Raw genomic sequence first — 12,079 nt, 5'->3', positions numbered from 1 at the left:
AGGCGGATTAATTTACCGACTGTTTTGGCGCAACCTGCATTGCATCGGCTTTGGGGGATAAGCCATACATCCTTGAATACTCCCGGCTGAATTGCGAAGGGCTTTCGTAACCGACTTTGAAGGCGGTTTCATTGACCGGAAGATTGTGCAGCGTTAATAACCGTTTTGCCGTTTGCAGACGTAATGTTTTCTGAAACTGCAGAGGGCTCATGGTGGTCATTTTCTTGAACATCGAATACAGTGACGACTCGCTCATCCCGACGTTTTCGGCCAATTCTTTTACATTCAGGTTCTGGGTAAAGCGGTCTTTTATCAGGGATATGGCCTGCACGACTTTTTGTGCGGAATTTCCTGCCTTCATATACTGGCGAATAAACTTGCCACCTTCGGCCTTTAATAAAAAATACAGAATTTCTCGGATATGACCCGGTGCCAGAACGCGCACCTCTTCCGGGGAGTCAAGCGTGTTGATCAGTCGCAGAACCGAATCCAGAAGTTTGCCTTCCATCTGTCCAAAATAGAGGCCGCCATGTGCCTCCACAGGCTCCTCTTCGAGCGGTTCCATATCTTTCAACACTTCAAGAATCTGCTCCATCGTGAAAGTAATGGTAAACCCCATATAAGGCCTTTCAGGCGAAGCGTCGGTGATGCGAACCTGTGCTGGCGTATGGACCGATGCGAGAAGATACATGTCTGGCGTGTAGCGGATCAGCTCGTTATTGATTCCGACCTCTTTTTCCCCTTGCACTATGACGCATAGAGAGGGTTCATAGAGGATCGAGAGCATCTCTGTCGGCTTGTCGTTGACAAAAAAACTTAAAGGCTCAAAAGCGGTTTGAATATTGGATTCGCCGTGGTAGGAAGCGCCAATGTATTCAATCAAAGCGTGTCGGGTCTGATCAATGTCCACTGTATTTCCTTGTTAATTGTACGGAATTGGAGAATCAGGCAGACATTTTCGAGAATCGTTCTACCGTTAATTCCGATGAAAACTGTAAATTAATTTTTAGGGTTTAGGAGTGGTTCGGCAAAAAAACTCTTAAACCGCTTCAAGAAGGAGTGAATTTGTCGCAGTACTTTTGTTCGCACTTTCCTTGGCTACTTTCTTGGGCTCAAGTCGGTTCTGACTTGTGATACTACCAGAAAAATAACCGGAAGTATCAATCGGAGGTTCAATATGCAAATCAAAAGCTTCAACCCGAAAATATTACTGATTGCGCTGAAAAGTGCCTTGGCTTCTCTGGGGTTTTCAGCCAATGCCGCGGAAGTCGTGCAAATCCATTATCCGCTGAATTCTCAAGCCTCTTTTGTCGGTCCTGCGGAGTTGTTTACCGGAGACGTTAAGGTCGACATGCTGTTTCCCGCAAACGATACGGCTCATTATTCAGGTGCCTACGTGACTTTCCAGCCGGGGGCAAGAACGGCATGGCACCAGCACCCGGCGGGACAACATATGGTGGTCACCGAAGGTACGGCTTTGACCGGCACGCGTGACGGAAGAATTATCGAGTTCCATAAAGGTGAAACCGTCTGGTGCCCGAAAGACCTTGACCACTGGCATGGTGCGACGCCGGACAAAAGTATGACGCATCTGGTTATCACTGGAAGTCTGAATGGTGAGAACGTCGTCTGGAAAGAGAAAGTGTCCGATGAAGCGTATTTCGCCGGTCGACAGCCGCAGACAACCCCGGAAGTTTCTCTTGATGCATTGACTTCGAAGCAGCAGGCAATGGTTCCGGTCGCAGCCTTTACCGCCAGCGGTGACTTGAGCGGTTTAAAGAAAGCCGTGTCCGATGGTCTGGATATGGGACTTACCGTGAATGAGATCAAAGAAATCCAGATGCATCTATACGCTTATTCCGGTTTTCCGCGCAGCCTGAATGCATTGGCGACCACCATGACTGTCGTTGAAGAACGTAAAGCCAGAGGAGTTAACGACCCTGTCGGAAAAGAGATTGCAGCGTCCGTAGCGCCGGGAGACAGCCAGGCTCAGGGAATCAAAGTACAGACAGAACTGGTCGGTAAGCCGGTAACGGGTCCGTTATTCGATTTCGCGCCTTACAGCAATGTGCTGTTACAGAAACATCTGTTTGGCGACTTGTTTGCGCGCAATATCCTGGATTTTCAAGAACGTGAGCTCAGTACGGTTGCTGCTTTGGCCAATATGGAAAACGTCGCCCCGCAGCTTAAGTCTCATATCGGTATTGCGCTGAATGTGGGGTTGAGTCTCCAACAGCTTCAGGCGATCAGCACCATGCTGGACAAGTTTGTAAATCAACGGGCGGCTGGTCGTCTTGAGCAGGCGATACAACAAACCGTGAAGGAAACCGTGAAAGATTCGGCAAATTAAGAGGATGAAGCCATGTGCAATAAATGCAACAGCAAAGAAATTACTCGACGTGAATTTATTCAAACCACAACACTCGCAGGAGCAGGTCTAATGTTAGCGAATTCAAACAATGCGTCCGCAGACGAAAAAAATACTCAAAACATCAAATCCCGTGGTTATGCAGCCACCGACGAATCCGGCACTTTGACTCCGTGGGAGTTCGAACGCAGACCGGTCGGCGACGATGACGTGCTGATCGATATTACTTATGCCAGTATCTGTCACTCGGACATTCATCAGATGAAAGGTCACTGGGGGCCGCAGCAGTATCCACAGGTTCCGGGGCATGAGATTGTCGGTGTGGTTGCCGCTGTTGGAAAAAACGTAACCAAGTTTAAAGTCGGCGATCGTGCCGGTGTCGGTTGTATGGTGGACAGCTGTCTGGAATGCGATCACTGTCAGGATCAAGGGGAGCAATATTGCCCTGAAACGGTTTTCACCTACGGTTATCCTGAAAAAAGTTCCCCGACAGGGATTTCTCAAGGCGGGTACTCGAATAATATTGTCGTCAGGGATCACTTTGCGGTGCATATCCCGGACAATATTTCCGATCAGCAGGCGGCACCGCTATTGTGTGCCGGGATTACCACCTATTCGCCGCTAATGAAATTCGATCTGAAAAAAGGCGATAAGGTCGGGGTAGCCGGAATTGGCGGCCTGGGACATATGGCCGTCAAACTGGCGGTTTCCAAAGGGGCGGAAGTCTATGCCTTCACGACTTCGCCGGACAAGGTCGAGGATATTCTGAGCTTCGGTGCCAAGGAAGCGATTGTCGTCGATGACCTGAGCAAGCTGGCACCCTATAAAGGAAAACTGGATTATATGATTACCACGATTCCGGTGGATTACGATATTGCTGCCTACTCTTCGGTGGTCAGACCTTTTGGTTTTTATACTCAGGTCGGAATGCCGAAAGGGTTTGAACTGACGTTGAGTGCCATTGGTTTGTCGATCAGTCGTGTTAACTTCAATGTCTCACTGATCGGTGACATGCAGGAAACTCAGGATGTGATTAATTATTGCGCGAATAACAAAGTCTTTCCGCAGATTCAGATCATAAAGGCAGAGCAGGTCAATGAAGCCTGGAAGAGTGTGGTCGATAAAAAAGCGCGTTATCGTTACGTGATTGATGCCGCAACAATCTAAAAGAGCACAAATAACAGAGCGTTGATACAACGCAGGAAAACCGCTGTTAAACAGATAGCCGATCGAGCAGAAGTTTCTGCCGGTCGGTTTTGCATTGTTAGCCGATTAAGGTGATAAATGAATGCTGAAAATTTTTGCTACAAAACTTTTTCTTGCCGTTTTGCCGGTATTTTACTCGGCGTTTGTTGTGGCGGATGCCGGGGAGGTCGTAATGGGGAAGAGTATGAAAGTACGTTTGCTTGTCGGTGACGCTGTTTTGAATGCCACTCTTGAGAATAACGCCGCCAGTCGGGATTTTATGGCGCTATTGCCATTGGAATTGACGCTGTCCGACTATCACAGTACCGAAAAGATCGCCGATTTGCCGGTCCGGCTCTCCACTCAGGGGGCTCCCGACGGAATCGATCCTGAAATCGGTGATATCACTTATTACAGCCCATGGGGGAATCTGGCGATTTTTTATCGCGACTTTCCTTATGCGAAAGGTCTGATTCGTCTCGGTCGAATGGATGAGGCGCCCAGTTTGTTATCGGGGTCGGAAAGTCTGCGGGTCCGGATTGAAAAAATACAATGACCCGTTTTAGAGGGAACTCAGCTTTAAAGGGCTCATCCCGTTTGTTTTGATGCATAGTGTGCAGCGCCGAGCAGCGGCGCTTCCGGGTTGTCGACAATGCGCAGCGGAATGTGTTCGATGGCGTGCGTCATGCGTCCCTTGTCGAGAAAGCCTTCGAGAAAACCGCCGGATTCGAGTGCCGGGCGGATTTTGGGGGCGATGCCGCCGGCGATATAGACACCGCTGCGTGGCAGAGATTTCAAGGCCAGATTACCGGCCTCGGCACCGTAAATGCGACAGAAAAGCCGCATCACTTCGCTGCACAGCGCATCTTCTTGCCGCAGGCCTGCGCGGCTGATGACGGCATTGCGATCGGTTTGCTGCATTTGCGCTTCCAGTTCTGCATTGGCTTCGGCGAAGTCGATGCTTTTGAGAAAGTCATACAGGTTGCCGAAACCGTCGCCGGCGAGAATCCGTTCCATACTGACATGGCCATTGAAGCGTTGGCGTAAAAAGACCAGCAGCTGGTCTTGCAGCGCATCTTGCGGTGCGAACTCGCAATGGCCGCCTTCGGTCGGCATGGCATGGTAGTCCTGACCGTCGAAAAACAGAATCGCTTCACCGAGGCCGGTACCGGCAGCAATCACGGCAATATGTCCGGTTTCCTCGCGGGCGTCCGGGTTTAATTCGTGAAAATGGTCGAGTCGCAAAATGCCATAAGCGGCGGCTTCCAGATCATTGAGCAGATGTACCTGCGGGATATGCAATTCGTCGGCGATTTCTGCGGCATCGATGACCCACGGCAGGTTAGTAGTAATGCAACGCTGAGACTTAATCGGGCCGGCGATTCCAAAGGTGGCTGCGTCGATCTGCGCATCGGAACCGAGAAACTCCAGCAGCAGGTCTTCAAAACGCGTATGGCGTCCGCTGGCATAGGTTTCCTTACGGATTTCGGTCAATTCTCCTTGGTCACTCTGGTAGAGCGCGAGTACGGTTTTGGTACCGCCGACATCGCCAGCAAGAATTCGAGCCATAGTGTTTATCTCCTCTAAAAGATCTCGAACGGCTAAGGTTCCCGATGAAGGTTATTTTTCGCTTTTGCCTTTATGCAGGAAGCGGAAAGCATTGACGATTGCATTGGCCGTCTCATGCGGCGGGCAATAGTAGAAATCTTGCCACGCCTGCTCGCGTTGACCGTCATAAGCGATGATTTCGTTGCCTGTCTGCGATAGCCAGCGTAAGCGCACAGCGTGCCCGAGAATAACATCGAGAATCATGACATCGTTCGAGCGTAGATCCGGGTTCGCGCGCATAATCATGCCCAGTACCATAAGGGCTTCGTAGTAGAGGCGGCGGACTTCCGGTACCGGCGTTTTATTGAGCAGGTGATCGACCTTATCCTGGAAAAGCTTTTCGCCGCGAGTCATATTGGCGCTGAGCGAATGGTCAAGACGACGTTTCGGATTCCACTGATCGCCGATAATCACACCGGCGGTCTGATTGACGACGTCCCAGACGCCTTCGTAGAAACCGTCCGGATAGCGACCGATACTGCCGTTGATTTTACGCCAGTGATGCCAGTCGTCCGCCTGACCCTGATCCGGATCCATATTGGGTTCGAACTTAGGCAGTTTCAGATCCCGGTCACTGTTGTCGAACTTCATCTGTTCTTGCTGATAAAGCTCTTCCTGAACGTCCGCATAGTGTTCCAGAACGTATTCCAGCGCCAGAGCGATTTCGAACGGAGCCTTGGTCATCAGCAGATCCATGGCATCGCTGGCGCTGTAATTTGTTTCGGCATGGCGAATATGGCCGGCGAGAAGCTGCAGAAGCTGACCGGTACGGATAAGCGTCATATTGCTGAGCAGTTCAGGTCGGGAGCGGATCAGTAATCCAAGATTGAGAATCAGTTCCTGAGTCAGAATCTGCGCGCGCTGATCGTCCGGATTGAACTCTTTGATAATGCGGATGATCTCATCCGCGCCGGCCGGTTGTCTGAAGGTGGAGTGTTTGCTGTATTGGCGCGACACGCTCAGGGCGATTTTTCGCACCAGAATTTCGGTGACCGCACCTTCGAGGTTGATGTCGTGCTTATCCAGCCACGCTGCGGCGCGACGGGTAATGTCCCAGTTGTTCAGTTCGCCGGCGGCCAGATAGATTTCATCCATCAGTTTGCGCAGGCTGCAGGGGTTGCCTTCGGAATCGGTCAGGCCGCTGTCGAAGTCGCCGTTATGGCGTGCGAACAGAATCTGCAACAGAGTGAACTGGTCTTGCAGATTACCGGTGTGGATCAGCTGTGCGATCAGTGCATCATCGTTCAATTGGTTACAGGTGTCGATATTCAGTGTCGAGGCGACTTCATCTCCGCTTGCCTGAAGCACCAGACAAGGTTTTGCCTGTGCGAGTTGTTCGTCGTTGTCGCCCGGCGCCTGTTCGAGATAGTGCAAGCTGCGTTTGGCCGAGGTCGGCAGGAAGTTTTTCAAAGTGCCCAGTTTCACCGGAATGTCATCGAAGCTGCCGTGGCGACACTCTTCCATAAATTCGAGCAATGCCCGGCTGCCGCCTTTACTCAGCATAGTTTGGTTGACCACCATTGCAACCAGAGGGCGGCCGGGTAAATTCCATTGTCGGTAGATATAGCCCATTTCCATCTTCAAACGTCGCACCAGCATGCGGTTGTCCTGAGTGAGATAAAAATCGTGGCGGCTGAGAAACTGCGGCTGGAAAATAAAGCGGTTGCCTTCATACTCGTATACGCAGGAAGTTGTCAGACCTCTGGGGTTGCGATGCGGGCGGCCGCTCAACTCCAAACGCTTCGAACGCCCGAGCCATTCAAAGGCGTCGGCCAGCGAACTGGCCTGCAAAACCTGTATCGGTTTGAGCTCTTGCAGCGTTTGCGTAACCAGTCCGTACTCATCCAATTTATTCTGGACCTGATCGTTTTCGGCGATCAGCGTAAACTGAATCTGTTTGCCGAGATTTTTGCCGATGCAGTTGTGCCGTCCAAGCGGATCAATGTCGGTAATATCCAGCAAGCCGTCCTGAATCAGGGCGCCCAGAATATACAAGCTCTGCGCCCAGACCAGCGGAACGTTTTCATTAGCTTCGCGCTGTTGCGAACCAGGGTTTTTCCGTTCCGCTTCAATTTTATCCAGCGGGACATAGTACAGTTCCGGAAGCAGCTTCTGGCCGTCCCGTTCAACCAAAAGACCTTCGAGCTTCTCACGGTACTCTCGGGCTTGGTCGGGTTGATCGGTAAACAGATAGTGCAACAGAAGATAGGTGAAAAACAGCGGCCATTCGCATTCGATGTGCTCGAACTGTTTCATCTCTTCGGGTTCGTAGTGTAGGCGGTTGGCGTCTTCGTTGGCGGCCTGATGACCATCGCGAAGAAAGCGTTTGCAGCCGTAGCGGCCGGATAATTTGTCAATCACTTCATCCAGAGTCTGCTCGACCAATTCGGCGTCCTCGACGGCAAAAGCCGGAAAGCCGGTGATGCTTAACGTCGCGGCGTCCACTTCTTTGGACAGGGATTCTGAGGGCAGGGCGGCTTCCAGTGTAATACGTGCCCGGGCGATTTCATCCGGGATAACGTGAATCACGCTGCTTTCGCCACCTTCGGAGCCGAAACAATTAAAGCCGTCCATCGCCTCCAGAGCCGCTTTAGCCATGCCGACCGAGCTGCTGTTGACCTCGGCGATACCGTGATTGATTTTATTGCCGCGTTCCCAGATACCGTAATCCGGCGTACGGTATGCGCGACCGATATAGTGAACCAGATTTTGAATGAAATGCACTTCGTCCATCGAGAAGACGATCCGCAGGCCCGAAGCGGTCATTTGCGCGAGCATCAGCAGAAAAAGACTGGTTGCATCCAGTTGCAGATGTCCCCATTCGTCATCGCCCACGACAGGGTCGCCGGTCGAAGTGGCGTATTTGGCATGCAGGGCATCCAGTGGGTCTTGGGAGTATTTAAAGGCTTCAACTTTGTGCGCCTGCTTCATCATGGCAATTAACAGGCCGCGCATCAGTTTTACGACGTTCTGTTCCAGCAACACCGCTCGACCTTGGGTATCGTCGACCCGGCGGTAGGCCAGTCCCAATCCCCAGGCTGCCAGAATGCTGTAGACGTTGTCGCGTACCCAGGCATCGGTATAGTCGCCATGGGCGGTGATAGCGGTACTGGCCGGCAGAAGGCCGGTAATCGGATTTTGTCGGGCGAGAATAATGTCCGACACCTGTTGATAGTAACGGTCTAATGTTTGCCGGGCGTCTTTTTTCATGTAACTTCCCTGTCGATTCGGTTTTGGGACTTGGCTTTCCCTGAATAGAAGCAGTTTCCATTCCTTTTCGGCGGTTTCGAATGAAATCGCGGAGCACGAAATATTTTCACCGTTCGCCGGTAACCTTGGCAACCGTTATCTCATAGACCGATGCGGATTAGAGACGGCTTAAAAATTTCATAACAATCTTATTTGAATCATAGCAGAGAGCCGTGGTTAAAAGTCTCTATTTGTATAAAAGAAACGTTTCGCCGTAACCGGATCCAACAGGCCATGAAAACAGGGGGGGCGAGGAGACGTAGCGGAGTTTAAGTCTGGGTTGGTATCGGATAGAAGGCGGGTGTACAAAGGGAAGGCTATAGAGATGGGAGTTGCCTGCGATTGCAGGCAACTCGTTTTTTAAGCGGTAAGTTAGGCCGTCTTAGAACAGGTGGCTGTAGCGTTTGATTTCCCAGGCGGAAATGGTTTCGTGGTATTCACGCCATTCGCGTCTTTTGTAGGTAATAAACTCGTCACGCAACTCTTTGCCCAGAACTTCTTCGACAAACGGATCGGCTTCGAAAGCTTCAACCGCTTCCAGAAGGTTTTGCGGTAGGAACTCAATGCCTCTGGCCATGCGTTCTTCTTCGCTCAATTCGTACAGGTTGTCTTCCTGTGCGTGGCCCGGATCCAGTTTTTCGCGAATCCCTTGCAGACCGGCAGCCAATACCAGTGCCGCGGCAAGATACGGGTTGACCGAACCGTCGGCATTACGCGATTCGAAGCGTCCGCCGCCCATAGGAACGCGGATCGAGTTGGTACGGTTGTTGGAGCCGAAAGAGTTGAAGACCGGTGCCCATGAGAAGGTCTTCATATCCCCTTGACGTACCAGACGTTTATAACTGTTGACCGTTGGCGAGAAGACGGCGCACAGTGCCGGTCCGTGTTTGATGACGCCGGCGATGAACTGGTAACCCAGCTCGGTCAGGCCGAGTCCGCGTGGATCGTCCTTCGGATCACATTTAAAGACGTTTTCACCGGTCTCTTTGTCGAACAGCGACATATTGAAGTGCGCGCCGTTACCGGTTTTGTCGGCATAAGGTTTCGGCATGAAGGTCGCCAGCAGGCCTTCTTCCTGAGCGTAGTGTTTAGCCATATAACGGAAGAAAATGAAACGGTCGCACATGGTCAAGGCGTCGCTGTACTGGAAGTCGAATTCGAACTGGCCATTCGCGTCTTCATGATCGAAGGAGTACAGATCCCAGCCTAGGTCGTTAATGGTGGTCGCCATTTTATCCAACCAGGTAAAACGGTTCATGAAGCCGCGTACGTCGTAGCAAGGCTTGATCAGTCTGTCGTCCGGATCCGGAACCGAAAGGCTGCCGTCTTCCTCTTCTTTCAATACAAACAGTTCGCATTCGATTCCCAGATTGAATCCGAATCCCATCTCTTCGGCTTCGGCGAGAACTTTTTTCAGAGCAACACGGGTATTAATTTCATAAGGTTCGCCGTGCAGAGTGTTGTCTGCGGCCATCCACATGACTTCTGGCTGCCAAGGCAATTGGATCGCGCTGTCCAGATCGGGTACCGAGGCGATTTCGTCATCGTTCGGACTCTGTCCCAAACCGTCCAGCGCATAACCTGTGTAAAGTTCGGAGCCTTCAACCATGTGCTCCAAATGGTCGATCGGAACGACTTTCCCTTTCGGAATGCCGTGAATATCGACATAGGCGCCAAGGCAGTATTTGACACCGCTGTTTTTCCATTCTTTTTTAAGTTGTTTTACATCCATTTCAACGTTCATTTAAGCTCTCCTAAATTCGATGGCGTTGTGTATTCGGCCGACAGACGATTCAATTGTTGTCGGTAAAAGGGGGGTGATAACTGTGGGGCAGCGGGGGCTGCTCTTTTAGTCCTTGTTCGATCTTGCTTGCCAGATCCTGCTGCATCCAGGTAAAGAGCTCTTCGCCTTTTTCGACGGTTGCCAGGCTGGGCTTGCCGGTGACACCGTTGAGACTGGTGCGATTGACAGGATGCGAGAAAACGCAGTTTTCCGTTCTGTCCGGATCGTCGGAATCCTGAAGGCGTTCGGGGCGGACGATTTCCGGAGCCAAAGCCATCATCAAAGAGGTCTCGGCTTCATTGGCGTGCCAGTCGTCGGCATCTTCAAAGTGACGTGCCTTGACGCGTTCGCTGACGGTGGCCGAGTTAATCAGGGCGACCATTAAATCGTCGTGTTCGGCACGCAGCATTTCCAGAGCACAACGCAGAGGGGCAAAATTGGAAACATGGCTGTTTAAAATAAACAGTCGCTTGATTCCGCTGTAAGCGACCCAATCGCCGATTTCCTTGACGACATCGATCAGCGTTTTCGGTTGCAGGGCAATGGTGCCCGGCCAGCGCTTCGAGTGACCGATGGAACAACCGTAAGGCAGGGTCGGCAGAACGGCGATATCGGTCAGGTCTCCTGCCGCTTTTGCCAGTTGGTCGGCGATTTCCGAATCCATACCGCAGCCGAGATGCGGGCCATGTTGTTCGGTTGCTCCAATCGGCAGTAAAGCCGCACAGCTTTCGCTTCGGGCGTATTCTGCGATTTCCGGCCAGGTCATTTGATGCCACTGCATAATTTATTTCCCATTATTAAAAAGGCTTTCCGTTCCGGGGCATTGGCGTAAGTTGCCCGGCTCGAATCCGTTGGGTATTACCTTTTTTAAAAAAAGTAATACTTATTTAGCAAAAGAAAACTCAATAATGGTTTTTTATTGAGTTATCAATCAGTTAGTTATTTTTAGGCTGTTTTTGTGCCGCGCTTGTCGTTGCTTATGTTTATTACAGAGCGGAAATTTCGCCATTTTGGTGCGTTTGCATCTTTCTTTTTTGCGGCAGTGTTTCCAGCAGGGCTGCGATTAATATCAGGGCGCCGCCGAGCATTTCGAGGCCGCTCATGGTTTCACCGAGAATCAGGCTGGCCGAAACTACGGCGGTAACCAGTTCGAGAATCAGGATGATCGAAGATTTGCCGGCCTCCATTTGAGTGACCGCCCATTGCGTCCCAAGATTGGCCAGTAACATCCAGAAAATCGCAAAAGCTAGTAATATTCCCCAAGTGCCGGTTGACACCTGAGGTATTACTTCGTCACCCATCTGGCTCAGAACCACCGCAGAGAGGCCTGCTGCGCCCAGAAACATAACGTTCAGTTTGAGCATGATCGGAATCTTCGGTGAGGCGCGGAAAACAATGTTGTTCATAGCGAACAGGAAACCGGATAACAGGGCCAAACCATCGATCCAGCTCGGTGGTGCATAGAAGGCGTTCATGCCGCCGACCACGAAAAAGGCGCCGATAATGGAAAAGCCCATGCCAAGCCAGCGGAATGGGGTAATCCGTTCGCTCAGAAAGAGTCGTCCGCCGAGTACGCCCCATAGAGGAACCAGATAGAAAAGCACCATAACCCGGATAACATCGCCGAAGATCATCGAGGTGTTAAATGCCAGCTGAGCGCCGCCGCCGAGAAGCAGGATGCCCAATAATGCCAAGCCGTTTCCGGCAATCTGCTTTCGGAAGCGCCAGATTGTCGGCAGGGTGACGGCAAACATAATTACGTACACTAAGAAGGTGATAGCGATGCCGTTGAATCCCTGTTCGTGCAGGAATTTCAACGGCAGCCAGGTCAACCCCCATAAAATCGAGGCGCCCAGTAAAGTGAAAACAGCGATGGATTGCATAGT

General features: G+C 51.4%; 9 protein-coding genes. 3 read left to right on the top strand and 6 right to left on the bottom strand.

All coding sequences use genetic code 11. The features are described from left to right. Nucleotides 1–7 precede the first annotated feature (7 nt). The gene (locus tag J3999_RS04510) at nt 8–910 is read right to left on the bottom strand and encodes an AraC family transcriptional regulator (protein WP_208126776.1); all 903 of its coding nucleotides are present in this window, start codon (nt 908–910) and stop codon (nt 8–10) included. Between the two features lie 267 nt (nt 911–1,177). Between J3999_RS04510 and J3999_RS04505 the strand changes: the two genes are divergently transcribed. From J3999_RS04505 to J3999_RS04495, 3 genes are all read left to right on the top strand, one after another. Further along, entirely contained in the window at nt 1,178–2,350 is a 1,173-nt protein-coding gene (locus J3999_RS04505) for a carboxymuconolactone decarboxylase family protein (protein WP_208126775.1), read from the top strand. Nucleotides 2,351–2,440: 90 nt separating this feature from the next. After that, on the top strand, nt 2,441–3,535 hold the full coding sequence (locus tag J3999_RS04500; protein WP_208126774.1) for an NAD(P)-dependent alcohol dehydrogenase: 1,095 nt from the start codon (nt 2,441–2,443) through the stop codon (nt 3,533–3,535). 121 nt (nt 3,536–3,656) lie between these two features. Then, nucleotides 3,657–4,109, top strand: coding sequence for a cyclophilin-like fold protein (locus tag J3999_RS04495; protein ID WP_208126773.1), 453 nt, complete (start codon nt 3,657–3,659; stop codon nt 4,107–4,109). Between the two features lie 32 nt (nt 4,110–4,141). Here J3999_RS04495 and glk read toward each other — a convergent pair whose 3' ends face one another. The 5 genes from glk to J3999_RS04470 form a co-directional block, all read right to left on the bottom strand. Beyond that, on the bottom strand, nt 4,142–5,122 hold the full coding sequence (gene glk, locus J3999_RS04490) for a glucokinase (RefSeq protein ID WP_208126772.1): 981 nt from the start codon (nt 5,120–5,122) through the stop codon (nt 4,142–4,144). A 51-nt stretch (nt 5,123–5,173) separates the two neighbouring features. Then, the gene (locus J3999_RS04485; protein ID WP_208126771.1) at nt 5,174–8,371 is read right to left on the bottom strand and encodes a glycoside hydrolase family 15 protein; all 3,198 of its coding nucleotides are present in this window, start codon (nt 8,369–8,371) and stop codon (nt 5,174–5,176) included. Nucleotides 8,372–8,792: 421 nt separating this feature from the next. Beyond that, nucleotides 8,793–10,154, bottom strand: coding sequence for a type III glutamate--ammonia ligase (gene glnT / locus J3999_RS04480; RefSeq protein WP_208126770.1), 1,362 nt, complete (start codon nt 10,152–10,154; stop codon nt 8,793–8,795). 49 nt (nt 10,155–10,203) lie between these two features. Beyond that, the gene (locus J3999_RS04475) at nt 10,204–10,974 is read right to left on the bottom strand and encodes a creatininase family protein (RefSeq protein WP_243755311.1); all 771 of its coding nucleotides are present in this window, start codon (nt 10,972–10,974) and stop codon (nt 10,204–10,206) included. A gap of 205 nt (nt 10,975–11,179) precedes the next feature. Then, entirely contained in the window at nt 11,180–12,076 is an 897-nt protein-coding gene (locus J3999_RS04470) for a DMT family transporter (protein WP_173284215.1), read from the bottom strand. Nucleotides 12,077–12,079 lie beyond the last annotated feature (3 nt).

Origin of the sequence: Thiomicrorhabdus sp. 6S3-12 (genome assembly GCF_017571475.1) — a bacterium.
Taxonomy (GTDB): Bacteria; Pseudomonadota; Gammaproteobacteria; order Thiomicrospirales; family Thiomicrospiraceae; genus Thiomicrorhabdus.
The sequence above is the reverse complement of the archived record's forward strand: the minus strand, read 5'-3'. Positions and strand labels throughout refer to the sequence as shown.

Excerpts from the sequence above, each read along its gene's own strand:
- J3999_RS04505 (WP_208126775.1), top strand. The coding sequence starts at position 1,178 with ATGCAAATCAAAAGCTTCAACCCGAAAATATTACTGATTGCGCTGAAA.
- J3999_RS04500 (WP_208126774.1), top strand. The coding sequence starts at position 2,441 with ATGTTAGCGAATTCAAACAATGCGTCCGCAGACGAAAAAAATACTCAA.
- J3999_RS04495 (WP_208126773.1), top strand. The coding sequence starts at position 3,657 with ATGCTGAAAATTTTTGCTACAAAACTTTTTCTTGCCGTTTTGCCGGTA.
- glk (WP_208126772.1), bottom strand. The coding sequence starts at position 5,122 with ATGGCTCGAATTCTTGCTGGCGATGTCGGCGGTACCAAAACCGTACTC.
- J3999_RS04485 (WP_208126771.1), bottom strand. The coding sequence starts at position 8,371 with ATGAAAAAAGACGCCCGGCAAACATTAGACCGTTACTATCAACAGGTG.
- glnT (WP_208126770.1), bottom strand. The coding sequence starts at position 10,154 with ATGAACGTTGAAATGGATGTAAAACAACTTAAAAAAGAATGGAAAAAC.
- J3999_RS04475 (WP_243755311.1), bottom strand. The coding sequence starts at position 10,974 with ATGCAGTGGCATCAAATGACCTGGCCGGAAATCGCAGAATACGCCCGA.
- J3999_RS04470 (WP_173284215.1), bottom strand. The coding sequence starts at position 12,076 with ATGCAATCCATCGCTGTTTTCACTTTACTGGGCGCCTCGATTTTATGG.